We start from the raw sequence: 24026 nt of genomic DNA, 5'->3' as shown, positions 1-24026 counted from the left end.
TGACCAAAAAAGTGTTACCCATGTCCCCGCACACCCGTTACCCAGGTCTCCGGTCCGTACACACGAGCAAAGAAAGTAGGGCCCCGCGGCAGGCGCGTAGATCATCAGCTCCGATGAACCGCCCGCGCCAGCGCCCATATCTAACAGCAGCGAAGGACTCAGAGCTGAGCCGTGCGTGCAGCGCACGCTACATAAGAAAACTGGCTCACCTCTTGCAGCACACCGGAGATCCCCCACCCGCCGCGCCGGAATCCCGTTGCGGCAAACACCCCCTACCCCTCGCCACCCCCCATAAACCCGACCCTGTAGGGCAAACCCCTACAGGCGGTCGGGTGCGTCCTCATCACAACCAGAAACGCCCCGATTATTTTTCTGGCGCGATCGGCTCAAAGTATTCCCACGGCGCCAAAGTCCAGCGACGGCACCGAAGGGGAAAGAATGAAGACCGGTCTTGCCACTCAACTCGGGCAACAACTCCACCTGACGCCGCAGCTGCTGCAGTCGATCCGGCTGCTGCAACTCGATGGCTTGCAGTTGGAAATGGAAGTTCGCCGCGCATTGGAGCTCAACCCGCTGCTGGAGCTGGAGGAAGAGCAGACCGCCGAGTCCCCTACCCTGGCCGCCGACAGCACTGACGCTGCCGCCATCGAAATCGCCGCTTTCGACGAACTGCCCGAATCCAATCTGTGGGACATCCCCGGCACCAGTTGGAACGAGGGCGATGACGACCGCATGCAGCGGATCGAGGCCGGCGAATCCAGCGACCCGCAAGTGCGTGTGCTCGCCAAGCTGTCGCTGGAATTGAGCGATGCCGACCTTCAGGTCGCCGCCTTCTGGCTGGAGCACACCGATGACGCCGGTTACCTGGTGCAGGAACCCGCCTCGCTGGCGATGATCGCCGCCGCCCAGCACGGTGTTTCCGCCGAACACGCCGAAAGCCTGCGCCAACGCATCCTGCACGGCGAATACACCGGGCTGGCAGCACGCGACCTGCGCGAGTGCCTGCTGGCGCAACTGGCCGGCTTGGCCGGCCGGGTGCCGGGCCGTCCCATCGCCCAGCGCATCATCGAGTCCTGCCTGGACCTGCTGGGCAGCCATGACTACGACGCTATCGCCACCCGCTTGGACCTGGATGCCGACCAGGTGCGCGATGCCGTCCGCCTGATCCTGTCCCTACAACCCCGTCCCGGTGAAGCGCTGCTGCCCGAGGCTGCCGCTGCGTATGTGATTCCGGACGTGGTGGCCTGGCACGCCGACTGCGCCTGGCGCGTGGCCTTGAACCCCGCCACCACGCCGCGCCTGTCGGTCATGCCGATGCACGAGCGCGCGCTGGAGCGTGCTGATCAACAGAATGCAGATCAGAGCGCCGGCGCGCAGAAGCTGCGCGAACTGTTGCAGGAGGCCCGCTGGCTGACCCGCGGCCTGTCGATGCGCTATGACACCCTGCTGCGCACCGCCCGCGCCATCGTCGAACGCCAGGCAGGCTTCTTGTCCCAGGGCGACGAAGCCATGGCGCCGCTGACGCTGAAAGAGATCGCCGACGAGATCGGCATGCACGAGTCCACCATCTCGCGTATCACCACCGGCAAGTACATGCAGACGCCGCGCGGCACGTTCGAACTGAAGCATTTCTTCGCCGTGCGCCTGGAAGGCGCCAGCGTCTCCGGTCCGGCCGTGCGGGCCATGGTGCGCCGGCTGATCGAGTCCGAGCCGGCCGCCAAGCCCCTGGCCGACGAGGCCATCGCGGGCCTGCTGGCTCGCCAGGGGATCCACATTGCCCGCAGAACTGTGGCGAAGTACCGGGAACAGCTTGATATCGCTCCCGCACGCCAGCGCCGACACGGTAACGTGTCGGCTTTGGCAAAAGCCGGCTAGCGGAGCGTTATAAGCATGAGCAAGATCACCGTTCTATTAGTGGACGACCACGAAGGCTTCATCAATGCGGCAGTGCGTCATCTGCGCAAGCTGGATTGGCTGGAAGTGGTCGGCCGCGCCAGCAACGGGCTGGAAGCGATCGAACGTTCCGAAACCCTCCGCCCCGACGTGGTCCTGATGGACCTGGCCATGCCCGAGATGGGCGGACTGCAAGCCACCCGGCTGATCAAGACCCAGGACGCCCCGCCGTTCGTGGTCATCGCCAGCCATTTCGACGACGCCGAGCACCGCGAGCACGCCATGCGCGCTGGCGCCGACAATTTTGTCAGCAAGCTTTCCTACATCCAGGAAGTCTTGCCCATCCTAGAAAAGTTCAGAGACGACCGCAGCCATGAGTGAATCCCGAATCCTCGTCATTGATGCCGATGCCGCCCGCGCCGAACGCTTGGCCGGACTGCTGGAATTCATGGACCTGACACCGCGCTGGGTTGCCAGCCTCGGTGACGTGGATCTGGGCCGCCACCGTCCGCACGACTGGATGGCGCTGGTCGTCGGTGAACTGGACGATACCGCGCAGGCCAAGGAATTCTTCGCCTGGCTGGCACGCACGCCGTTGCCGCCACCGGTCCTGCTGCTGCAAGGCGACACCGCCGCGTTCGCCGCCGCGCATGGCCTGCACGAAGCCGGCGTGTGGCCGTTGGAATCGCCTATCCGTCACGCCCAGCTGGAAGGTTGCCTGCGCCGCGCCAGCCTGAAGCGGCTGGACACCGAACATCAAGCGCAGACCGCTGTTTCCAGCGGCCCTACCGGCAACAGTCCGGCGGTCGTCCGCCTGCGCCGGTTGATCGACCAAGTCGCTGCATTCGACACCACCGTATTGGTGTTGGGCGAATCGGGCACCGGCAAGGAAGTCGTGGCACGTGCCATTCACGACCAATCACCCCGCCGCGATGGACCGTTCGTGGCGATCAACTGCGGTGCGATCCCGCCGGATCTGCTGGAAAGCGAACTGTTCGGCCACGAGAAAGGCGCGTTCACCGGCGCACTCAGCGCCCGCAAGGGCCGTTTCGAAATGGCCGAAGGCGGCACCCTGCTGCTGGACGAAATCGGCGATATGAGCCTGCCGATGCAGGTCAAGCTGCTGCGCGTGCTGCAGGAGCGCAGTTTCGAACGCGTCGGCGGCAGCCAGACCATCCGCTGCAATGTCCGGGTGATCGCCGCCACTCACCGCGATCTGGAAGACCGCATCGCCAGCAATCAGTTCCGCGAGGATCTGTTCTACCGCATCAACGTCTTCCCCATCGAGATGCCCGCCCTGCGCGAACGCACCGAAGATTTGCCGGCGCTGGTGGATACCATTGCCGCACAACTGGCGCGCACCGGCCGTGGCGAAGTGCGCTTCGCCGAAGAAACCCTGCAGGCCCTGCGCGGCTACCCGTGGCCCGGCAATGTGCGCGAACTGACCAATCTGGTCGAACGCCTGGCCGTGTTGCATCCCGGTGGCCTGGTGCGCGCGCACGATCTGCCCAAGCGTTACCAGCCGGAAAACCTGCCGCCGCTGCCGGCGGAGCTGGTCGCCGTCGCCACCTCGGTGGCGGCCAACACCGTCACCCTGGCCGGCCCGGCGGACAGCGCGACAACGGTCGCCGCTGCGCAAGCCGACGACCGCCTGCCCGAAGAAGGCCTGGACCTGCGCGAGCACATCGCCCGCATCGAAATGAACTTGATCCGTGACGCGTTGGATCGCGCTGGTGGCGTGGTCGCCCACGCCGCGCAGTTGCTGGGCCTGCGCCGCACCACGTTGGTGGAAAAGCTGCGCAAGTACGGTGTGGAGCGCGACGAAGTTTCCCTGGCGACGGAAAACTGACGAGCGGCGCAGAGCGATTTCGGCACACGTCTTGCAATAGGGTCTATTAGCGCTATCGGGATAGGCCCCGCCGCACTTGAGCGCGTATGCGGCAAGGAAGAACGAGAGAATTTATGTCGATAAATGACCGAGTGATGACGCCGCCGCATACGCGCTCAAGTGCGGCCCTTCGGGTTGCCATGTCCGGCAGCCAAGCGGCCGCGCGCGGCTGGAACAGGCGGCCAGCCTGTCACGGCGCCACGCGCGACCACCTGACCGCCGGACACGACAACGGGGCCTGTCCCGATAGCGCTAATAGACCCTAACCTGACAAGACACTCCGACGCTTACTGCAGCCGCCCATGTCCGACTCCGTTTCTTCCATCCTGTCGCAGATCCGCAGCTACCAGAACCAACTGGGCACGCGCGCACCGGAATTTGTGCGGAGTGAGCCGGTGCAGAACCCAGGTGCCATCGACTTCGGCCAGTCCGCCGCGGTCAAGGCGCCTAGTTTCGGCGAGACGCTGCAGAACGCTATCCAGGGCGTCAATACCACGCAAAAGGAAGCCGGCGCATTGGCCCAAGCCTTCGAGCTTGGCGATCCGCGTGCCGACCTCGCGCGGGTGATGGTGGCGGCGCAGCAATCGCAGGTGGCGTTCCGCGCCACCGTCGAAGTACGCAACCGGCTGGTCCAGGCCTACCAGGACGTGATGAACATGCCTTTGTAACGTAGAGCGGAGCTGCGCCCCGCGATACAGCCGAACCAGTAGCAAAGATGCCGTCGCAACGGCAGGCGATAACGAATAGCCGACCAAAGATGTTTCTCGTAAAAAAACAAGCCGTTTGAACCAGGAACCCGCAACGCCATGGCCCTCACCCTTTCCAAGGACGCACTGAAGGAATCGCTGAACGCCGAAAAGGCGGGTGCGGCGCTTTCCAAGATCCAGGACATTCCGGTGTTCCGCCAGATGGGCACGTTGTTGATGATCGCCGGTGCGATGGCGGTCGGTTTGATGGTGTTCTTCTGGTCGCAGAAACCTGCCTACGCGCCGCTGTATACCGGGTTGGACGCCAAGGCCACGGCGGAAGCCACCGACATGCTGCGCACTGCGCAGATCCCGTTCAAGTTGGATGAAGCCACCGGCGCGATCTCAGTGCCGGAAAAGAACCTGCACGATGCCCGCCTGAAGCTGGCCGGCTCCGGACTGGCCGAAAGCGGCCGCCTGGGCTTCGAATTGATGGAGCGCGACCCGGGTTTCGGCGTCAGCCAATTCGTCGAAAGCGCACGTTACCAGCACTCGCTGGAAACCGAACTGGTCCGCACCATCGCAACCTTGCGGCCGGTGCGCGACGCACGTGTGCATCTGGCCATTCCCAAACCCAGCGCGTTCACTCGCCAGCGCGAAGTCGCGAGTGCATCGGTGGTGCTGGACCTGCGCTCCGGCGCCATGCTGGAACGCAACCAGGTGGACGCCATCGTGCACCTGGTCGCCTCCAGCATTCCCGATCTTGCTCCCGAGCGCGTCACCGTGGTGGACCAGAGCGGTCGCATGCTGACCATCAGCGATCCCAATAGCGAAGCCGCGTTGAATGCCGCGCAGTTCGAACGCGTGCGCAAGCTGGAGACGTCGTTCAATCAGCGTATTCGCGAACTATTGGAACCACTGACCGGTCCCGGCCGCGTCAACGCCGAAGTCGCGGTGGACATGGATTTCTCGGTGGTGGAGGAAGCCCGCGAAACCTTCGCCAACGACCCGACCAAGATTCGTAGCGAACAAGTCAGCCAGAACACTGTCAGCAAGAACGGCGGGCCAGAAGGCGTGCCTGGCGCGACCAGCAATACGCCGCCTGGACCTACCGCAGCGGCCGCACCCAATCCCGATGCGCCGGTGGAAACCGCCAGCAGCGCGACCCGCAATTTCGAACTCGACCGCACGTTGCAACACACCCGCCAACCGGCTGGGCGCGTGCGTCGTATCACCGCCGCCGTGTTGGTGGACCACGTGCCGCGTGCCGGCGCCAACGGCAAGACGGTGATGACGCCATTGGATGCCGCCACTCTGACCCGCGTCGAAGCGTTGGTGAAGGAGGCCGTGGGTTTCGACGGCGCGCGCGGCGATTCGGTGTCGGTGATGAACGCGCCGTTCGTGCGCGAAGACCCCGCCGCCGCTGAGGACGTTCCGCTGTGGGAAAACCCGGTGTTGCATAACCCGCTGGTGCGCGACATCGCGCGCTACGGGCTGGGTGCCATCGTGGTGCTTGCGCTGCTGTTCGGCGTCCTTCGCCCGGCCATCCGCCAGATCGTCAATCCTCCTTCCAAGAGACTTAAAGCGTCCGCCGTCGACATTACCCTGGTGGATGACGAAGACGAAGACGAGCGCATCGTCGCCGCCCTGCAGGAAGAAGTCGACGCGACGCCCAAACAGCGGGCATTGGCGTCCGATGCCTACGAAGATCGGCTACGTCAGGCTCGTGAAGCGGTGAAGACCGATTCCCGGCAGGTCGCTCAGGTCGTGAAGGATTGGGTGGATAGCGATGAATAAACAACAGGAACTTGCCCTTTCCGGCGTCCAGCGCGCCGCGGTGCTGCTGCTCTCGCTGGGAGAGTCTGATGCGGCCGAAGTGCTCAAGCACATGAATGCCAAAGAGGTGCAGAAGCTGGGCATCGCCATGGCCACCATTTCCGGTATCAGCCGGGAACAGGTGTCGCAGGTGATGGAAGTCTTCAACACCGCGTTGGACAAACAAACATCACTGGGCATGGGCGCCGATGACTACGTGCGCAAGGTGCTGGTACAGGCGCTGGGCGAAGACAAGGCCGGCAGCCTGATCGACCGCATTCTCCTGGGCCGCAACACCACCGGCCTGGATACATTGAAGTGGATGGACCCGCGCGCCATTGCCGATCTGGTGCGCAACGAACACCCGCAGATCATCGCCATCGTGCTGTCGCACCTGGACGGCGACCAGGCGGCCGAAGTCCTGAAAATCCTGCCCGAGCGTACGCGTTCGGACGTGCTGCTTCGCATTGCCACGCTGGACGGTATTCCGCCGAACGCACTGAACGAACTCAACGAGATCATGGAACGCCAGTTCTCCGGCAACCAGAACCTCAAGTCTTCGAATATCGGCGGCGTCAAGGTCGCGGCCAACATCCTCAATTTCATGGATTCGGGCCAGGACCAGGTGATCCTGACCACCATCAGTCAGGTCGATGCCGAACTGGGCGCGCGCATCCAGGACTTGATGTTCGTGTTCGACAACTTGAACGACCTGAGCGACCGCGAACTGCAGGCGCTGCTGCGCGAAGTACCCAACGACCGCCTGGGCTTGGCACTGCGCGGCGCCGACAGCAAGGTGCGCGAAAAGATTACCCGCAACATGTCGCAGCGTGCGGCGGAGATATTGCTGGAAGACATGGAAGCGCGCGGCCCCGTGCGCTTGTCCGACGTCGAAATGGCGCAGAAGGAAATCCTGGCGATTGTCCGCCGTCTCTCCGAGCAAGGCGTGATATCGCTGGTCGCCGGCAGTGAGGAGATGGTATGACCATCATTGGCGCAGGCGCTGCCGACAGCAACGACGCAATCCGCTGGCTGGCGCCGCCGCTGGACTTCGTGGCAAGGGGTGCAACCTCGGAAGATGCGCCGTTGCTGCGTCCGCCCAGCCTGGAAGAAATCCAGGCCATCGAAGAAGCCGCTTATCAAGAGGGTTTGGAACGCGGCCGCGCGGAAGGCCACGCCGAAGGGTTGGCGCAAGGCCAAACCGAAGTACGGCGGCTGGCCGCGCAGATCGAAGGCATCCTCGACAATTTCTCGCGTCCACTGGACCGACTGGAAAACGAAGTCGTCGCGGCATTATCCGAGTTGGCCGTGCGTATCGCCGGCGCATTGGTCGGCCGTGCCTACCAGACCGATCCGATGCTGCTGCAGGAACTGGCCAGCGAAGCGCTGGATGCCGTCGGCGGCACCAACCGCGAAGTGGAAGTACGCATGCACCCGGACGATATCGCCGCACTGACGCCAGTGCTGTCGTTGATGCCCGCCACACGATTGACCGCCGACCACTCGCTCAGCCGGGGCGACCTGCGCGTGCATGCCGAAAGCGTGCGCATCGACGGTACGCTGGAAGCGCGTCTGCGCGGCGCACTGGAACGCGTGCTGGCGCGGGGAGCCGCGATATGAGCGCGCAACCGCTGGAATGGCTGACCGCACGCGATCTTCGCCTGGCCGCGCGCCTGTCGCAGATTCGCCCCGACCTGGGTGGCCGTGGACTGATCCGCGAAGGCATCCTGCGCCGCGCCGTCGGCCTGACGCTGGAAGCCATCGGCTGCGAAGCGCCGTTGGGCGCGACCTGCAAGGTCGAAGTCGTTGATGGCGGCTGGGTCGATGCCGAAGTCGTCGGCTTTGCGGGCGAACGTACTTATCTGATGCCCAGCGCCGAACTGCACGGCTTGCTGCCCAACGCACGCGTGGTGCCGATGCGCCGCCGCGGTGGCGTGCAGGTTGGTGAAGGTTTGCTGGGCCGCGTGATCGACAGCGACGGCGTGCCGTTGGATGGACGCGGGCCCATTCGCGCCGAAACCACGGTCAGCTTGTCTGGCGCCGCCATCAATCCGCTCTCGCGTGAACCCATCACCCAACCACTGGACGTCGGCGTGCGCGCCATCAACGCGCTGCTGCCGATCGGCCGTGGCCAGCGCGTGGGATTGTTCGCCGGCTCGGGCGTGGGTAAATCGACGCTACTGGGCATGATGACCCGCTACACCGCCGCTGACGTAATCGTGGTGGGATTGATCGGCGAACGTGGTCGCGAAGTGCGCGATTTCGTCGAGAGTACGCTGGGTCCAGCCGGCTTGGCGCGTGCGGTGGTGGTCGCCAGTCCGGCCGACCGGCCACCGCTGGCCCGCCTGCAAGGTGCGTATCGCGCCACGGCTATCGCCGAATGGTTCCGCGACCAGGGATTGAACGTCCTGCTGCTGATGGATTCGCTTACCCGCTTCGCTCAGGCGCAGCGCGAAATCGGCCTGTCGGTCGGTGAACCGCCAACCACGCGCGGCTATCCGCCTTCCGTATTCGCTCGCCTACCGGCACTGGTGGAACGCGCAGGCAATGGCTCCGCCGGGCGCGGTTCCATCACCGCGTTCTATACCGTGCTGACCGAAGGCGACGATCCGCAGGATCCGATCGCCGACGCCGCGCGCGCGATTCTCGACGGCCATATCCTGCTGTCGCGTCGCGTCGCCGACGGCGGCCTGTATCCGGCCATCGACGTGGAAGCCTCGGTCAGTCGCGTGGTTACCGAAATTGCCGACGAAACCTGGCGCGACCGCATTCGCAAACTCAAGCGGCTGCTGTCGGCCTACAACAGCAACCGCGACTTGATCGCCATCGGCGCCTACCAGCGCGGCAACGATCCGGCGGTGGACGAAGCACTGGAACGCTGGCCGGAAATCGTCGAATTCCTGGGCCAGGATGTCGCTCACTCCGCCGATCTGCCCAGCAGCCGCTCGGCACTCGAAACCTTGATCCAAGGCAGCATGTTCAATAGCAGCACGTTCAATAGCAGCACGCTCAATAGCAGCGCGAAACAACGCAGTCCGCTCGAACGAAAGGAGTCCTAAGCCATGATGCAGTCCCGCCGAATCGATCCGCTGCTGCGCCGCGCGCAGGAGCATGAGGATGCCGTCGCCCGCGACCTGGCCGAACGCCAGCGCGCCCTGACGATGCACGAATCGCGTCTGGAAGAACTGCGCGGCTACGCCGAGGAGTACGCCAACAGCCAGATGGCGGCGACCAGTCCGGCGCAGCTGGCCAACCGTCGCGCTTTTCTGGACCGCATCGACAGCGCACTCAAACAGCAATTGCAGACGATCGACCGCAGCCGGGCCAGCGTGGACATTGAACGCGACCGCCTGCTGCTGGCCAGCCGCGACAAGCAGGTGCTGGAACAACTGGCTGCCAGCTATCGTGTGCAGGAACGGCAAGTGGTGGACCGCCGCGATCAACGCGAGATGGACGACCTGGGCGCACGCCGGGTACGCCAGGCCGCGACCGCGGCACAGGAAAGCGAGGAAAACGGATGAAGACCGCGCTTGCCGGCCTCAATCCGGGCGCTGCCAGTTCCGCCAGCCAGACGGCCGCAGGCAATGCGCCAGCGAAAACCGATGCATCGAACGCGCAGGAAAAGCCACAGTTCGATCGGCTGATGGAAAAAAAAGCGACGCAGGCGAAACCGGTCGCACCGGCCGGTAAGGGCGACAAAACGCCGGTGGCCGAAGCCAAAGACGCCGCCGAGAAGGATTCCGCCAAGACGGAACGCAACGCCCGCAAACCGAAAGCCGCTGAAGACTGGCCACCACTCGGATTGGTTTCGCAGATGCCACCGCTTGCGCTACCCGCATCACCCTTGGAGCTAGCGGCCAATGCACAAGCGTCGCTGCTGGCCGGCGCGGAGTTGACCGAAGCGCCCGCCGTAACGGCAGCGGCAATACCGACGGCCGGCGGTGGCGACGCATCGGTTACTCCCCTCATCAGCGACGTAGCAATGACGGGAACAGCGGCCGCCCCTGCACAAACGAACACCGTCGCCGCCTTGGTAACCGATGCACTGGCGCCTGATGCGTCGATAGCCGATCTCCTGTCGGGTGCCGATGCGCAAGCCACGCAGCCCGCGCATGCCGAAGGCAGCCATGCGGCCAAACCTGCGCTGCAGAACCTGCTGTCCTTCGCCAGCCATCTGGCCGCCGGCAATCCCATTGCCGCGGCGCCAGAAGCGATCGCACTGGTCAAGGACGTGGTGGACGCACTGCGCTCCGAAGGCGAAGCGGAACCCGTCTCGCCGTCGACCAATCTGATGGCCGGTTCCAACACAACCTCGCCTAACGGCCTGGCACGCACCGCAACCGTCAATCCGTTGGAAGCACCGATGCCGGACTTGCACAACGAACAATTCGACGAGGCGGTCGGCACGCGTTTGACCTGGATGGCCGAGCAGAAGATCGGCCACGCCCACATCAAGATCACTCCAAACGACCTGGGTACGGTCGAAGTGCGCCTGCGCCTGGACGGCGACCGCGTGCACGCCGATTTCAGCAGCGCCCAACCGGAAGTCCGGCAGGCGCTCGAGAACAGCCTGCCAAAACTGCGCGACATGCTGGGCCAGCATGGCTTCCAGTTGGCGCAGGCCGACGTGGGGCATCACCAGAACTCCCATTCCTCTCCGGAGACACCCCTTACCGCGGACCGCAATGGCGGAGAAGATGCCGGCGTGGCAAGCGAAGCGCTGCTGCCCCGCCCGGTCCGCATGACCGCCCATGGGTTGCTGGACGCTTACGCTTAACGGCAGGTCGCGACAATCCTTCCTTGTGGGAGCGATGTAAGTCGCGACGCTTTTCGTGCCGTCCTCATTCACGGTCGCGACTCACGTCGCTCCCACACGTTGGTGATTCCCCTTGTAGGAGCGCCGTCCCGGCGCGAGCTTTCGCTTCTATCGCGATCTGATAGGAAGAGCTCGCGCCGGGACGGCGCTCCTACAAGGCTTGGCTACACAACCCCACCATCCCGCGTCAAAACTCCGGCAACCCTCCGCCCCGTCAACGGCACGCCACTTGCATCCGTCTCTCCCGACACATCAGGAGATCGACCCCCGTGGCCCCCGCCGATAAATCCAATCCCAAGGCCGCCAAGGCCGAAGCCAAGAAAGTCGGCAAACCGTGGTTGCTCATTGCCGCCATCGCCGTGATCGCGGCCGGTGCCGCAGGCGGCGGCGCCTGGTTCTTCGCCAGCCATTCCGGTGACGCCAAGGCCGAGCAGCATGCTGCCAAGGGCGACGCCAAGACCGGCAACGTCCCGGCACCTGCCCAGTATTTCGCGTTGGAACCGCCCTTCGTGGTCAACCTGATCGGCTCGGCCGGTGGCGCGCGCTACCTGCAGGTGGAAGTGCAATTGATGACGCGCGACCCGGAAGCGATGAAGGCCATCCAACTGCACGCGCCAGCCATCCGCGCCAAGTTGCTGATGCTGTTCGCACAGCAGGACGCGGAAGGGCTGATCACTCGCGCCGGCAAGGAAAAACTGCAGAACGACGCGCTGACCGATGTGAAAAAGCTGCTGATCGCCGAAACCGGCAAGCCTTCGGTGGAAGCTTTGCTGTTCACCAGTTTCGTAATGCAGTAAGGACCGCGCGCCATGATGAGTGACCTGCTCTCGCAAGACGAAATCGATGCCCTGCTCAATGGCGTCGATTCCGGCGTCATCGAAACCGAGGAGCCTGTCGATCCTGCGGTGGCGCGCAGTTACGACTTCGCCAGCCAGGACCGCATTGTGCGCGGGCGCCTGCCCACGCTGGAGATGATCAACGAGCGCTTCGTCCGCACCTGGCGCATTGGTCTGTTCAATCTGCTGCGCCGGTCCGCCGACCTGTCGGTGCGCGGCATCGACGTGATCAAGTTCAGCGACTACCTGCACTCGCTATACGTGCCCACCAACCTCAATCTGATCAAGCTCAAGCCGCTGCGTGGCACCGGCCTGATCGTATTCGAACCCAAGCTGGTGTTCACCGTGGTGGACAACTTCTTCGGCGGCGATGGCCGCTACCCGGCCAAGATCGAAGGCCGCGAATTCACGCCTACCGAGATGCGGGTCATCCACCTGCTGCTGAAACAGACCTTCGCCGATCTGGTGGATGCCTGGGCGCCGGTGATGGCCGTGGATTTCGAACACGTCAACTCCGAGGTCAACCCGCATTTCGCCAACATCGTCAGCCCGCGCGAATACGTGGTGGTCAGCCGCTTCCATGTGGAACTGGATGGCGGTGGCGGCGAACTGCACGTCACCCTGCCCTATTCCATGCTGGAACCGATACGCGAACTACTCGATGCCGGCATCCAGTCCGACCGCGTCGACAACGATGAAACCTTTCGCCAGGCAATGCATCAGCAACTGCGCACCGCCGAAGTGACGCTATCCACGGTGCTGGCGGAAAAGCGCATCAACCTGCGCGAACTCACCCGCCTGAAAGTCGGCGACATCCTGCCCATCGACCTACCCAAGACGGTACCGGTCTGCGTCGAGCAGGTTCCCGTTTTCACCGGCGAATTCGGCATTTCCAATGGCAACAACGCCGTCAAGATCATCGCCAAGCATCCGCCTGGCAGCCGTCTTGCACCGGCGACTCCCACTGTCACCGCACTTCAACCTGCCGCATACCAGGAAGCAACGCCATGAGTCATCCCGAAATCGAAGAAGCCGTCGCGACCACGTTCCAGGACCTGCAGTCCGACAGCGGCGGCAACGACAACGACGTCAGCCTGGACGTGATCCTGGACGTGCCTGTGATGCTGTCGCTGGAAGTTGGACGCACACGCATGGCCATCCGCAACCTGTTGCAACTCAACCAGGGTTCGGTGGTGGAACTGGAACGCGGCGCGGGCGAACCGCTGGACGTGTTCGTCAACGGCACGCTGGTGGCGCACGGCGAAGTGGTGGTGGTGAACGACCGTTTCGGTGTTCGCCTGACCGATGTGGTCAGCCCCAGCGAGCGCATCCGGCGGCTGCGATGAGCGCGATGCTGACACTGATCGCCAGTGCGGCTGCAGCCGCACCTGCGCAGAAGATAGGCTACGCCGCGCCCAGTACGCCGGGCATCGGCGGCGCGTTGGTCGGCCTGATCCTGGTGCTGGGACTGATCCTGGGCATGGCGTGGTTGTTGAAGCGCATGCCCGGCACCGGCCTGGGCTTGCGCCAGAACGATCGTTTGCGCGTGGTGTCGATGCTGTCGGTAGGCGCCAAGGAGCGCGTGATGGTGATCGACGTCAACGGCGAGCAACTGCTGATCGGTGTAGGCGCCGGCGGCATCAACAAGCTGCATCAGCTGTCCGAACCGTTGCCGTTGCCCCCCGCTGCCGCACCCCTGCCCAATTTCGCCGAACTGCTCGCCAAGCGTTTGCGCAAAGAGACCTGAATCATGCGTCGCCTTCTGTTTTCGTTACTGACTCTGCTGTGCCTGTACGCGCCGGTACTCGCCGCCGCGCAGACCACCACCGCACCCGCTGACAACGCACCTGCCGCGGCAGCTGCTGCAGCGCCTGCCGCCGCACCCGCCGGCGCTCCGGCCAAACCCACGCTGCCTTCGCTGCCCGACGTCACCGTGGGCCAAGTCGGCGATCGCGCCGTCAGCCTGCCGTTGCAAACGCTGTTGCTGATGACGGCGATCACTCTGATTCCATCGGCGTTGCTGGCGATGACCGCCTTCACTCGCATCATCATCGTGCTGGGGCTGCTGCGGCAGGCGCTGGGCACGGGGCAGACGCCTTCCAACCAGGTGCTGGTGGGGCTGGCGTTGTTCCTGACCATGCTGGTGATGATGCCGGTGGGCGACAAGGCCTGGACCCAGGGCATGGCGCCGTATCTCAATGGCCAGATCGATTTCTCCAGCGCCTGGACACTCACCACCGGACCGCTGCGCGACTTCATGCTGGCGCAGGTACGCGAAACCGATCTGATGACCTTCGCCGGCCTGGCCGGCCACGGCGCCTACGCCAGCCCGGCCGATGTGCCCTTCCCGATCGTGGTGGCGTCATTCATCACCAGCGAACTGAAGACTGCATTCGAAATTGGTTTTCTGATCTTCATTCCCTTCGTGATCATCGATCTGGTGGTGGCGAGCGTGCTGATGTCGATGGGCATGATGATGCTGTCCCCGATGCTGGTCTCCGCCCCATTCAAGATCCTGTTGTTCGTATTGGTCGACGGCTGGGTGCTGATCGTCGGCTCACTGGCGGCGAGTTTTAATTGAGAGCCGGGAATGGGGAAACGGGAATAGGGAATCGTGAAAGCCGTTTAGCTTTATTCCCCTTTGGCCAGCCCACTACATGCACCGCCTTTGCTTTTCCGCTTCTCGCTCTTCCGTTTCTCTATTCCCGTTTCCCCATTCCCGGCTCTTCCCATGACTCCCGAACTCGCACTAACCGAACTACGCGGTGGCCTTGAAATCGCCTTATGGGTCGGTGGTCCTTTGCTGCTGGTCGTGCTGGTGGTCGGCGTGGTGATCGGCGTGATCCAGGCCGCGACGCAGTTGAACGAACCCACCATCGCCTTCGTCGCCAAAGCCGTCGCGTTGACAGCGGCACTGTTCGCGACCGGCAGTTTCCTGCTGGGCACTTTGGTGGAATACACCACGCAGTTGTTTCAGCGGTTGCCGCATTTGATTGGCTGAAGGGCTGGGAATGGGGAATGGGGAATCGGAAAGCATGGATCGACCTCCTCGATACGCCGCCATGAAGTGCTGCCGCCCGCGCGAGGGTGACAGCTGCCAGGCTTTTCCCATTCCCTATTCCCCATTCCCTATTCCCCGCCCCTGATGGATTCCGCCACCCAAATCGTCATCGACGGCCAGCAAGCGTTCGGCATGATCAATGCCCTGCTCTGGACGTTGCTGCGTACCGGCGCGCTGTTGATGGCGGCGCCATTGATTGGCACGCGCGCAGTGTCGGTACGGGTACGGGTGATCATTGCAGGTGCGTTGTCGATGGCGTTGACACCGCTCCTGCCCGCGCCGCCGGCGCAGATCGTGTTCGATGCGGCTACCGTGCTGAACGTCGCGCGCGAACTGGCGGTCGGTGCCAGCATGGGTTTCATGCTGCGGCTGGCTTTCGAAGCCGGCGCCATGGCCGGCGAGCTGGTGTCTCAGGGCACCGGCCTGGCCTTCGCACAAATGTCCGATCCCCTGCGCGGCGTCAACTCCGGTGTGGTCGGCCAATGGTTCTATCTGGCATTCGGCTTGTTGTTCTTCACCTTCAATGGCCATCTCGCCATGGTGGCGCTGCTGGTGGACAGCTATAAGTCGTTGCCCATCGGCCATTCGTTGCCCGACGTGGCCGCGATGCTGGAAGTCGCGCCGGTATTTTTTACGCAAATACTGAGAGCGGCGGTGAGTTTGGCGCTGCCAGTGATGGTGGCGATGCTCGCGGTCAATCTCGCATTCGGTGTGTTGGGACGCGCGGCACCGGCGTTGAATCCCATCCAATTAGGCCTGCCAACTGCGCTTCTGCTGGGGCTTTTCCTGCTGGCGCTGCTGGCTGGAGAATTGGGCCCACCGGTGCAACGTATCTTTAATCTTTCCTTTGATGCCGCGCGAAACATCACAAGCTGAGGTATGGTGAGCAACAGGCGGAATTGTGATTTCACATAAATGCATTTACAAATGCAGTATGCGCAATGGGGTGTTCGTCATGGACAACGAAGCAGAGCGATACAGGTTCGCGCCACAAGCGCTTCCCGTTCGGTGACCAGGGAGAGGACTTAACATGCTGCGCACTTCACATATAAAACGACGCACTAGCCATGAAACTCGCGAAGCGGTGTTGACGGCGGCGCGCAAACTGTTCTTCACCAAGGGCTTCGACGAAACGACGCTGATGGACCTGGGGCACGCGACCGGCCTCAGCGCTCGTGGCGTCATCCTCCATTTCGAAACCAAGGCCGACATCATCGCCACCTTGTTGATCCGCGACTACGGTACGCGCAGGCCGCCGGTACTCACCAAGGGACGCAGCCACGCCCAGCGCATCCTGGACTACTACCTGTGGGTGGCGCGCGAGGATGCCGCCACGTTCATCGCATTTCCAGCGCTATGGGCCGTTTCCGCACGTTGGTCCACCGAAATGGAAGCGGACGTCAACGCCGCTCTGCGCGGCATGCGCGAGCCGGTCCGCCAGGAACTGACACGCGGCATCGAGGACGGCCAGTTCCGTCCGGTCGATATCAATCACGCCGATGAGTTGCTGTGGCAGAGCTACCAGTTCGGGCTGCGGGCGGTGGCGGTGACCGGCGGCACCCCAGCGCTGGCGGTTCCGCAAGTGCACCGGACGCTGGAAGCCCTGGCGGCCTGAGGCTGGCAGCCACGCCTCAAAAAAAACGGCGGCCGATGGCCGCCGTTTTTGTTCCAGGGTCGATCCGGTTCTACTTATCCCGACCGTTGCCCTTGCCGCCACCCTTGTCCTTCTGGCCCTGGCCGTGACCCGAGTGGTCGTCTTTACCACCCTTTTCACTCTTGCCACCCTGGCTGGGCTTGCCCTGCTGACTGGGTTTGCCGCTTTGGCTGGACTTAGCGCCTTGGCTGGACTTGCCGCCCGCGGACTGCGCCGACGACGACTTGCCTTTGGAACCGCCCTGCCCTTTGCCCGGACCATGCTTGGACCAGTCCACGCGTACCTGTTGATCGACCCTGACCGGATAACCCCAGCGGTCGTAAGTGGAGGCCGTGCCGCGCTTCAGATCGTGGAACGCCGCCGAGCCGGGCTTGATGCCCATGCGCTTGGCCAGGTTGCCCCAGCCTTGACCCGGGTTACGGTCATATTCGCGGACCACGTTGAGGCATGGAATGCCCAGCACGTGCGCGATGGAACAGGCAAAGTACACGTCGGCCGGAGACCAACGGCGTTCGTCCAGCAACTCGACGACCAGCGAGCGTGGCGCCCCGTAGTAACCCGTCATCTCACCGATGAAAGGGTCGCGGTAATGACGCCCATAGTCATTTATCTCGACCAGGCGAGTGTCCACCCACACATCCCCGGTACGGATGTTGTAGCCCACGGTTTGCGCAAACGACGGTGCGGCCAGACCACAAGCCAATACCATCCCCAACACCACAATCTTCAAGACTTTCATGCGTAATCCTTCAATGAGCTGGGGTGGCGCAAGTGTCGGGAGCTTGCGATGAATTCCCCATGACAATTCGATGCGCATGACCGCCACGGCGTCAAAGCCGTGTGCCGCCATTCAGTTTCCGGAAACCCGGCCGATATTCCCGCTAGCAGATGATCGGTGAACTCAGGAGCGCATGCACATGTCGACGCTGGAAAGGGAGAGAACCAAGACCGCTACCAGACTTTTTCCGTGATACCGATCACCCCGCTCGCGCCACGACTGCCTACACTGGCGCATCGTCTTGTCCGCCCCTCCTTCGATCCGCCCGCTTGAACGAACCGCCTCTTCCTCCAGCGTCGACGAAGCCCGACTCACCCCGGGCGCGGGATTTCCGCCGTGACATCATCGTCCTTCTGGGGACCACGACCGGGTTGGTTATCGCTGCGTTCGCGCTGTACCGGTGGATTAGCGGGCAGCACCTGCTGGCGTTGGTGGATGCCGGTATCGCGTTGGCGGTGGCGTCACCCGCCATCTACACCTGGCGCACCGGCGACAGCCTTCGTGCCGGCCGGGTGCTGTGCGTACTCAACTCCCTTGCCTGCCTGGCCGTGTGCTGGCTGATAGGCCCTTCCGCATTTGGCTGGATCTATCTGGTACTGCTGACCAATTTCTTCATTACCGAACGGCTACCGGCACTGCTGGCAAATCTGGCCCTGACCGGCGCATTGTTGCTGATACCCGGCCTTTTCACCGATAACTTCCATGCCGTTTCGGTGGAAGTCACCGCGCTGCTCACCACCGCGTTTTCTTTCATTTTCTCCAGCCGCAACCAGGACGACCGCGTGCAGTTGCAGCAGATGGCATCGCTGGACGCACTGACCGGCGTACCCAACCGCAGGGCGATGGAGAACGTGCTGACTCGCGCCGTGGCGGACTTTCACGCGGGCCGATGCTGTTATGGACTGGTCGTGCTGGACGTGGACCGGTTCAAGGAAGTGAACGACCTATATGGACATAGCGCCGGCGACACCGCCATTGCCGACCTGGCTGCCATTTTGCGATTCGAAATGCGCAAGCAGGACCAGGTTTTCCGTTTCGGGGGCGAGGAATTCGTGGCCTTGCTGGAGCTGGACACACGCAACGATCTGGAGTCGGCCACCGAACGTTTGCGCAAGTCGGTGCGCGACTCCTTGCGCGGCCCCGGCGGCCAGATCACCATCTCGCTGGGCGCCGCGATGCTGACGGAACACGACAAGACCTGGCACGACTGGTTTTCCCGCGCCGACGCCGCCCTTTACCGCGCCAAGTCCAGTGGCCGCGACAACTACGTCATTGCCGACGATTTGTTTTGAGGAAACAAAGCGTGACACCCGACGTAGAGCGGAGCTTGCTCCGCTGCTCTTCGTGACGTTCCGCTGTGATCAGGACAGGCCGTGGTGCTCCTTGCCCCCCTTTTTAGACCGGCATGCCGCCACGGGTAAGTCGCGACGTAGATCCAAAGCGCTAGATACGGATTAACGCAGATGAACACGGATCAGAAGCATTCACTTCCTTGATCCGCTTCTTTCCGGTTAATCCGTGTCAAAAGCTTTGGATTTGTTTCCCCGGTCGCGACCCACCCGCGCCGGCGAATTCCGGAACGCTTCTTGCATCGGCTGCCCCGACCCCGTCGGAAAATCGCCATGGCAGAGCAAGACGAAAGCGGCGAACGCACAGAACAGCCCACCGAAAAACGATTGCGCGAGGCGCGCGAGCAAGGCAACGTCCCGCGATCGCGCGAACTGGCGACGGCGGCGGTGTTCGGCGCCGGCGTGCTGGCCCTGTCCGCCACGGCGCCCACACTGGCGCGCAACAGCCTGGGCTGGATGAAGGTCGCGCTGACCCCCGACATGAGCCTGCGCGGGCACCCCGACCAGCTGTTCGGCCATGCCGGCCAGTTGCTGCTCAAGTTGCTGCTGGTGATGGCGCCGTTAGCCATCGTGTGCGTGCTGGCTGGCGTGGCCGGCCCCCTGTTGATGGGTGGCCTGAAGTTTTCGCAGAAATCGCTGATGCCCGACTTCAAACGGCTCAGTCCTGCTGCGGGCCTCAAGCGCCTGTACGGCCCGGAAAGCCTGGCGGAACTGCTGAAATCGCTGCTGCGGGTGGTTTTCGTGGGCGGCGCGGCCGCGCTAACCCTGAAGCTGGGTTTGAACAAACTGCGCGCGTTGCTGGACATGCCGCTGGAAGCCGCGGCCAGCAGTGGCCTGGGCTTCACCGGCGTACTGCTGTTGTCCACCGCCGGCGCATTGGCGCTGCTGGCGGCCATCGACGCCCCGTACCAGAAGTGGAACTACACCCGCAAATTGAAGATGACGCGCCAGGAACTGCGCGACGAAATGAAGGAAAGCGAAGGCCGCCCGGAAGTGAAGGGCCGTATTCGCCAGATGCAGCACCAGCTGTCGCAGCGCCGGATGATGGAAGACGTTCCCAGCGCGGACGTGATCGTCGTCAACCCGACCCATTACGCTGTGGCGCTGAAGTACGACGGTGGCCAGATGGGTGCGCCGCGGGTGGTCGCCAAGGGCGTGGACGAAATAGCCCACCGCATCCGCGAACTCGCCGAGCAGCACCGGGTCGCTATCGTCTCGTCCCCGCCTCTGGCACGCGCCTTGTATCGCGAAGGCCAGATTGGCCGGGAAATCCCCGTGAGACTGTATTCCGCCGTTGCCCAGATCCTGTCCTACGTCTACCAGCTGCGCGCATGGCGCGGCGGCGAAGCGGCGTACCCGGACCAGCCGGTCGTTGAAGTGGATGAACAACTGGGCGCCAAGCCCGGAGGCACGATGCCTGGAGGCGCGATGCCCGGAGGCCGCGCATGAACGCCCCAGCCTCTCCCACCGCGCGAGTAATGGATCTGCTGCGGCAAGGCCTGGGCGCACCGCTGGTGGTGCTGGCCATGCTGGCGATGGTGATGGTGCCGCTGGCGCCGCCAGTGCTGGACGCGCTTTTCAGTTTCAATATCGCGATTTCGCTGGTGGTATTGCTGGCGGTGGTCTATGTACGCCGGCCGCTGGACTTCACCATCTTCCCCATCGTCCTGCTGATGACCACCATGCTGCGGCTGGCGCTGAATGTGGCGTCCACCCGCGTGGTGCTGCTGCACGGTCAGGACGGCCACGATGCGGCCGGCCAGGTCATCGCCGCCTTCGGCGAGTTCGTGGTGGGCGGCAATTTCGCGGTCGGCATGGTGGTGTTCGCCATCCTGACCATCATCAACTTCGTGGTGATCACCAAGGGCGCCGGACGCATCTCGGAAGTGTCGGCGCGCTTCATCCTGGACGCCATGCCAGGCAAGCAGATGGCGATCGACGCCGATCTCAATGCAGGCCTGCTGACCCGTGAAGAGGCCAAGGCCCGCCGCGAAGAAGTGCGCGAGGAAGCGGACTTCTACGGCGCGATGGACGGCGCCAGCAAGTTCATCCGCGGCGACGCCATCGCCGGCATCCTGATCCTGTTTATCAATCTGATCGGCGGCATGGCCATCGGCGTACTGCAGCACGGCATGCCCGCCATCGAAGCCGCCAAGGTCTACACCTTGCTGTCGATCGGCGACGGCCTGGTGGCGCAATTGCCCGCACTATTGGTTTCCTCGGCGGTGGCGATGCTGGTCACCCGCGCTTCGCGTGCGCAGGACATGGGCGGCGCCATGGTCACCCAGGTTTTCGGTCAGCACAAAGCGCTTGCCGTGGCGGCCAGTTTGATCGGCATCGTTGGCTTGGTGCCGGGCATGCCGAACGTCGTGTTTTTGACGCTGGCCGCGGTGCTGGGTTATGTCGCCTGGAAACTCTGGAAGAAAGACCAGGAAAAACAGAGCGTCAAACCCGAAGCCGCGCTGCCGGGGCCGAGCACCAGCAACCCCGCCGCTGAACTGACCTGGGACGAACTGCGCCCGGTCGATCCGCTGGGCCTGGAAGTCGGCTACCGGCTGATCCCGCTGGTCGACAAGGGCCAGGGCGGCGAACTGATGTCGCGCATCAAAGCCGTGCGTCGCAAGCTCACTCAGGATCTGGGTTTCCTCATTCCACCGGTGCACATCCGCGACAACCTGGAACTGCCTTCCAATGGTTACCGCTTGCTGGTGCATGGCGTGCCCGTCGCCACGGCGGAAATCCATCCGGACCGCGAACTGGCACTGGATCCCGGCGGCGCCTTCGCACCTATCGACGGTATTCCGGGCAAGGACCCCGCATTCGGATTGGATGCGGTATGGATCCAGCCGCATCAGCATGCAACGGCCGAATCGCTGGGCTACACGGTGGTGGACGCGGCTACGGTGGTTGCCACCCACCTTTCCCATCTGGTGCGCGAACATGCGCCGGAACTGTTGGGCCATGAAGAAGTGCAGCAGCTGCTAGCCACGCTGGGCCGCAGTGCACCCAAGCTGGTGGAAGACCTGACGCCCAAGGCGTTGCCGCTGTCCACCGTCGTGCGCGTGATGCAGAACCTGTTGAACGAACGCGTGCCGATCCGCCAGCTGCGCCGCATCGTCGAATCGCTCGTCGAACACGCACCGCACACGCCCGATCCCGCCGCACTGACCGCAGCGGTACGCAACGCGTTGGGCCGTTTCATCGTGCAGGAAATCTCCGGCATGGCGCCGGAACTACCCGTCTATACCTTGGCGCCGGCTCTGGAACGGGTCTTGCAGGACAGTACACAAGGAGCAGGCGCTGCGCTGGAACCGGGTCTGGCCGAACGGCTGCACCAGAGTCTGGCGGACTGCGTCACCAAGCAGGAAGCCAAAAGCGAACCTGCGGTGGTGCTGGTGCCAGGCGCGGTTCGCGCCGCCCTGGCAAGGCTGGTAAGGCACAGCGTTCCTTCGCTCTCGGTGCTGGCCTACAGCGAAGTACCGGAAGACAAGCGGTTGAAGTTGGTGGGAACGATTAGTTGATTTAGCACCGGGAATTGGGAATCGGGAATGGGGAATCGCAAATGCAGGTTCCCAACGCGGAGACAGATGAGATGAAACGGATACACCACTTCAACGAAACACTCGATCGAAACCGGAACCCGGTCTCGTCCATTCCCGATTCCCGTTTCCCTATTCCCGGCTTCCAACCATGAAAATCAAACGCTTCGTTGCTCCCGACATGCGCACCGCATTCGCGATGGTGCGTCAGGAACAAGGTCCGGACGCGGTCATCCTGTCCAACCGCGTCATCGACGAGGGTGTCGAGATCGTGGCGGCCACCAATTACGACGAAGCGTTGGTGCAGCGCACGTTGGAAGCGATGCGTCCGGCACCCGCAGCCGCACCCACGGCGAACGCTAACCCCGCACCGCTCCAGCACGATGCCGTCCGCGCCAGCGCAGCCCAGGTGACACGTCCGGCGCCAGTGCAGACGCACACGCCCTCGCCCGCCGAGGCCGCAGCCGACTATTTCCGTCCCAAGAATCTCGCACCCGCGTCCGCGTCGATCAGCGCGGCGCCCGCGGCGTCCCTGCTGGAACCGCATTCCTTCGCGGCCAAGTTGGCCGCCTCGATTCCGCCTGCACCGGTGGTGCCAGCGCAAGCGAGCGCACCCCAGCCGATGCTGCCTTATCCCGTGCCCGCCGCGGAAATCGCCAGCGCGCCCGCTGAGATAGCGGCGGTCGTACCTGCGGCCGCACCGGCGCAGGTCAGCGCATCACCTGCGCCCGTCAGCGCCGTCGAACCGGTGTTGACCGTCGTAGCCGACAACTCCGCCGAAGCCCGCAAGAACGACGACCAACTGGTGCAGATGCGCGCCGAGCTGGCATCGATGCGCGAGATGATCGAACGCGAAATGCATCGCCTCACCGATGAGCGCCTGCGCGGCTCGCCGGTGCGCATGCAGGCGATGGAACTGATGGAAGATTACGGCTTCGATGCCGGCATCACCCGCGACATCGCATTGCAGATTCCCGCCGATACCGAACCGCACCGCGGCCGCGGCCTGATGCTGGGCCTGCTGTCCAAGAAGCTGCCGGTTGCCGCGATCGATCCCTTGGAAGAAGGCGGCGTTGTCGCGCTGGTGGGTCCCACCGGCGCCGGCAAGACCACCACCATCGCCAAGCTGGCTGCCGCTTTCGCCGCCAAGCACAACGCTCGCGACGTAGCGCTGGTCACCACCGACACCATCCGTGTCGGCGGTCGCGAACAATTGCACAGCTACGGGCGGCAACTGGGCATCGCCGTGCACGAGGCGGACAGCGACGTCAGCCTGGCGCAAACGCTGGAACGCCTGCGCGACTACAAACTTGTCTTGATCGATACCGCAGGCCTGGGCCAGCGCGACAAGAACCTGGTCGGACAGCTCAACTGGCTGCGCTCGACCGGCACGGTGCACACCTTGCTGGTGCTGCCCGCCAATTCCCATTTCGGCGACCTGGACGAAGTGGTACGCCGCTTCAGCGGCGCCAACCCGCAAGGCGTGGTGCTGACCAAGCTGGACGAAACCGGCCGCCTTGGCAGTGCGCTTTCGGTGGTCGTCGACCATCAAATGCCGATGACCTGGGTCACCGACGGTCAACGTGTGCCGCAAGACCTGCATCGCGCCAACAGCGCGCATCTGGTGTTGCGACTGGATCAACTCAGAAGAGAAGCGGAGCAACCCGTGACGGAAGCCAGCCATGTCGCCTGACCACTTGCTGCAAACCAA

23 protein-coding genes are annotated in these 24026 nt (G+C 63.6%); 22 read left to right on the top strand and 1 reads right to left on the bottom strand.

Features of this window, described 5'->3' with window-relative positions; translation table 11 throughout:
- The first annotated feature begins 438 nt into the window (after positions 1–438).
- From rpoN to AADW18_RS19205, 18 genes are all read left to right on the top strand, one after another.
- Positions 439–1875, top strand: a complete 1437-nt coding sequence (gene rpoN, locus AADW18_RS19290) for an RNA polymerase factor sigma-54 (protein WP_337345032.1) — start codon at positions 439–441, stop codon at positions 1873–1875.
- Between the two features lie 15 nt (positions 1876–1890).
- On the top strand, positions 1891–2274 hold the full coding sequence (locus tag AADW18_RS19285) for a response regulator transcription factor (protein ID WP_337345031.1): 384 nt from the start codon (positions 1891–1893) through the stop codon (positions 2272–2274).
- Entirely contained in the window at positions 2267–3742 is a 1476-nt protein-coding gene (locus AADW18_RS19280; RefSeq protein WP_337345030.1) for a sigma-54 dependent transcriptional regulator, read from the top strand. Before AADW18_RS19285 ends, AADW18_RS19280 begins: the two co-directional genes overlap by 8 nt.
- 341 nt (positions 3743–4083) lie before the next feature.
- On the top strand, positions 4084–4449 hold the full coding sequence (gene fliE / locus AADW18_RS19275; protein WP_337345029.1) for a flagellar hook-basal body complex protein FliE: 366 nt from the start codon (positions 4084–4086) through the stop codon (positions 4447–4449).
- A 138-nt stretch (positions 4450–4587) separates the two neighbouring features.
- Entirely contained in the window at positions 4588–6264 is a 1677-nt protein-coding gene (gene fliF, locus AADW18_RS19270) for a flagellar basal-body MS-ring/collar protein FliF (RefSeq protein ID WP_337345028.1), read from the top strand.
- The gene (gene fliG, locus AADW18_RS19265) at positions 6257–7267 is read left to right on the top strand and encodes a flagellar motor switch protein FliG (protein ID WP_337345027.1); all 1011 of its coding nucleotides are present in this window, start codon (positions 6257–6259) and stop codon (positions 7265–7267) included. Before fliF ends, fliG begins: the two co-directional genes overlap by 8 nt.
- Positions 7264–7902 carry a FliH/SctL family protein gene (locus AADW18_RS19260; protein WP_337345026.1) on the top strand — a complete coding sequence of 213 codons (639 nt, stop codon included), beginning with the start codon at positions 7264–7266 and terminating at the stop codon, positions 7900–7902. Before fliG ends, AADW18_RS19260 begins: the two co-directional genes overlap by 4 nt.
- The gene (gene fliI / locus AADW18_RS19255; protein ID WP_337345025.1) at positions 7899–9341 is read left to right on the top strand and encodes a flagellar protein export ATPase FliI; all 1443 of its coding nucleotides are present in this window, start codon (positions 7899–7901) and stop codon (positions 9339–9341) included. The genes AADW18_RS19260 and fliI overlap by 4 nt, the downstream gene beginning before the upstream one ends.
- A 3-nt stretch (positions 9342–9344) precedes the next feature.
- Complete coding sequence (gene fliJ, locus AADW18_RS19250) at positions 9345–9803, top strand: flagellar export protein FliJ (RefSeq protein WP_337345024.1); 459 nt, start codon at positions 9345–9347, stop codon at positions 9801–9803.
- Positions 9800–11059: a flagellar hook-length control protein FliK gene (locus AADW18_RS19245; RefSeq protein ID WP_337345023.1), complete on the top strand. Its 1260-nt coding sequence runs from the start codon at positions 9800–9802 to the stop codon at positions 11057–11059. The genes fliJ and AADW18_RS19245 overlap by 4 nt, the downstream gene beginning before the upstream one ends.
- Positions 11060–11367: 308 nt before the next feature.
- Entirely contained in the window at positions 11368–11895 is a 528-nt protein-coding gene (locus tag AADW18_RS19240) for a flagellar basal body-associated FliL family protein (RefSeq protein WP_337345022.1), read from the top strand.
- 15 nt (positions 11896–11910) lie between these two features.
- Entirely contained in the window at positions 11911–12945 is a 1035-nt protein-coding gene (fliM, locus tag AADW18_RS19235; protein WP_337345035.1) for a flagellar motor switch protein FliM, read from the top strand.
- Positions 12942–13280 carry a flagellar motor switch protein FliN gene (gene fliN / locus AADW18_RS19230; RefSeq protein ID WP_337345021.1) on the top strand — a complete coding sequence of 113 codons (339 nt, stop codon included), beginning with the start codon at positions 12942–12944 and terminating at the stop codon, positions 13278–13280. The genes fliM and fliN overlap by 4 nt, the downstream gene beginning before the upstream one ends.
- A 5-nt stretch (positions 13281–13285) precedes the next feature.
- The gene (gene fliO / locus AADW18_RS19225; protein ID WP_337345034.1) at positions 13286–13681 is read left to right on the top strand and encodes a flagellar biosynthetic protein FliO; all 396 of its coding nucleotides are present in this window, start codon (positions 13286–13288) and stop codon (positions 13679–13681) included.
- A 3-nt stretch (positions 13682–13684) separates the two neighbouring features.
- Complete coding sequence (gene fliP / locus AADW18_RS19220; RefSeq protein ID WP_337345020.1) at positions 13685–14515, top strand: flagellar type III secretion system pore protein FliP; 831 nt, start codon at positions 13685–13687, stop codon at positions 14513–14515.
- A gap of 150 nt (positions 14516–14665) precedes the next feature.
- On the top strand, positions 14666–14935 hold the full coding sequence (locus AADW18_RS19215; protein ID WP_337345019.1) for a flagellar biosynthetic protein FliQ: 270 nt from the start codon (positions 14666–14668) through the stop codon (positions 14933–14935).
- Positions 14936–15079: 144 nt separating this feature from the next.
- Positions 15080–15871 (top strand): flagellar biosynthetic protein FliR, encoded by a 792-nt coding sequence (gene fliR / locus AADW18_RS19210; RefSeq protein WP_337345018.1) that lies wholly within the window; start codon positions 15080–15082, stop codon positions 15869–15871.
- Between the two features lie 154 nt (positions 15872–16025).
- Positions 16026–16610, top strand: a complete 585-nt coding sequence (locus tag AADW18_RS19205; RefSeq protein WP_337345017.1) for a TetR/AcrR family transcriptional regulator — start codon at positions 16026–16028, stop codon at positions 16608–16610.
- A 70-nt stretch (positions 16611–16680) separates the two neighbouring features.
- On the opposite strand, the gene AADW18_RS19200 is transcribed toward AADW18_RS19205, so the two are convergent.
- On the bottom strand, positions 16681–17388 hold the full coding sequence (locus AADW18_RS19200) for a hypothetical protein (protein ID WP_337345016.1): 708 nt from the start codon (positions 17386–17388) through the stop codon (positions 16681–16683).
- Positions 17389–17696: 308 nt separating this feature from the next.
- Here AADW18_RS19200 and AADW18_RS19195 point away from each other — a divergent pair, with 308 nt between their 5' ends.
- The 4 genes from AADW18_RS19195 (at position 17697) to flhF (ending at position 24008) form a co-directional block, all read left to right on the top strand.
- The gene (locus AADW18_RS19195) at positions 17697–18719 is read left to right on the top strand and encodes a GGDEF domain-containing protein (RefSeq protein ID WP_337345015.1); all 1023 of its coding nucleotides are present in this window, start codon (positions 17697–17699) and stop codon (positions 18717–18719) included.
- A 330-nt stretch (positions 18720–19049) separates the two neighbouring features.
- The gene (flhB, locus tag AADW18_RS19190) at positions 19050–20225 is read left to right on the top strand and encodes a flagellar biosynthesis protein FlhB (protein ID WP_337345014.1); all 1176 of its coding nucleotides are present in this window, start codon (positions 19050–19052) and stop codon (positions 20223–20225) included.
- Entirely contained in the window at positions 20222–22297 is a 2076-nt protein-coding gene (gene flhA / locus AADW18_RS19185; protein WP_337345013.1) for a flagellar biosynthesis protein FlhA, read from the top strand. The genes flhB and flhA overlap by 4 nt, the downstream gene beginning before the upstream one ends.
- Positions 22298–22466: 169 nt before the next feature.
- A complete protein-coding gene (gene flhF, locus AADW18_RS19180; protein WP_337345012.1) occupies positions 22467–24008 on the top strand; it encodes a flagellar biosynthesis protein FlhF in 1542 nt (513 codons plus the stop codon).
- The last annotated feature ends 18 nt before the right edge of the window (positions 24009–24026 follow it).

The organism is Pseudoxanthomonas sp. CCNWLY206-1 (assembly GCF_039710385.1).
GTDB lineage: Bacteria > Pseudomonadota > Gammaproteobacteria > Xanthomonadales > Xanthomonadaceae > Pseudoxanthomonas_A.
This window is presented reverse-complemented; position numbering and strand designations above follow the sequence as displayed.

Coding starts and splice junctions, on each gene's coding strand:
- fliM (WP_337345035.1), top strand. CDS start 11,911: ATGAGTGACCTGCTCTCGCAAGACGAAATCGATGCCCTGCTCAATGGC.
- AADW18_RS19285 (WP_337345031.1), top strand. CDS start 1,891: ATGAGCAAGATCACCGTTCTATTAGTGGACGACCACGAAGGCTTCATC.
- fliP (WP_337345020.1), top strand. CDS start 13,685: ATGCGTCGCCTTCTGTTTTCGTTACTGACTCTGCTGTGCCTGTACGCG.
- fliG (WP_337345027.1), top strand. CDS start 6,257: ATGAATAAACAACAGGAACTTGCCCTTTCCGGCGTCCAGCGCGCCGCG.
- flhB (WP_337345014.1), top strand. CDS start 19,050: ATGGCAGAGCAAGACGAAAGCGGCGAACGCACAGAACAGCCCACCGAA.
- fliE (WP_337345029.1), top strand. CDS start 4,084: ATGTCCGACTCCGTTTCTTCCATCCTGTCGCAGATCCGCAGCTACCAG.
- rpoN (WP_337345032.1), top strand. CDS start 439: ATGAAGACCGGTCTTGCCACTCAACTCGGGCAACAACTCCACCTGACG.
- AADW18_RS19245 (WP_337345023.1), top strand. CDS start 9,800: ATGAAGACCGCGCTTGCCGGCCTCAATCCGGGCGCTGCCAGTTCCGCC.
- fliN (WP_337345021.1), top strand. CDS start 12,942: ATGAGTCATCCCGAAATCGAAGAAGCCGTCGCGACCACGTTCCAGGAC.
- flhA (WP_337345013.1), top strand. CDS start 20,222: ATGAACGCCCCAGCCTCTCCCACCGCGCGAGTAATGGATCTGCTGCGG.
- AADW18_RS19215 (WP_337345019.1), top strand. CDS start 14,666: ATGACTCCCGAACTCGCACTAACCGAACTACGCGGTGGCCTTGAAATC.
- AADW18_RS19200 (WP_337345016.1), bottom strand. CDS start 17,388: ATGAAAGTCTTGAAGATTGTGGTGTTGGGGATGGTATTGGCTTGTGGT.
- fliJ (WP_337345024.1), top strand. CDS start 9,345: ATGATGCAGTCCCGCCGAATCGATCCGCTGCTGCGCCGCGCGCAGGAG.
- fliF (WP_337345028.1), top strand. CDS start 4,588: ATGGCCCTCACCCTTTCCAAGGACGCACTGAAGGAATCGCTGAACGCC.
- fliR (WP_337345018.1), top strand. CDS start 15,080: ATGGATTCCGCCACCCAAATCGTCATCGACGGCCAGCAAGCGTTCGGC.
- fliO (WP_337345034.1), top strand. CDS start 13,286: ATGCTGACACTGATCGCCAGTGCGGCTGCAGCCGCACCTGCGCAGAAG.
- AADW18_RS19280 (WP_337345030.1), top strand. CDS start 2,267: ATGAGTGAATCCCGAATCCTCGTCATTGATGCCGATGCCGCCCGCGCC.
- AADW18_RS19260 (WP_337345026.1), top strand. CDS start 7,264: ATGACCATCATTGGCGCAGGCGCTGCCGACAGCAACGACGCAATCCGC.
- flhF (WP_337345012.1), top strand. CDS start 22,467: ATGAAAATCAAACGCTTCGTTGCTCCCGACATGCGCACCGCATTCGCG.
- fliI (WP_337345025.1), top strand. CDS start 7,899: ATGAGCGCGCAACCGCTGGAATGGCTGACCGCACGCGATCTTCGCCTG.
- AADW18_RS19205 (WP_337345017.1), top strand. CDS start 16,026: ATGCTGCGCACTTCACATATAAAACGACGCACTAGCCATGAAACTCGC.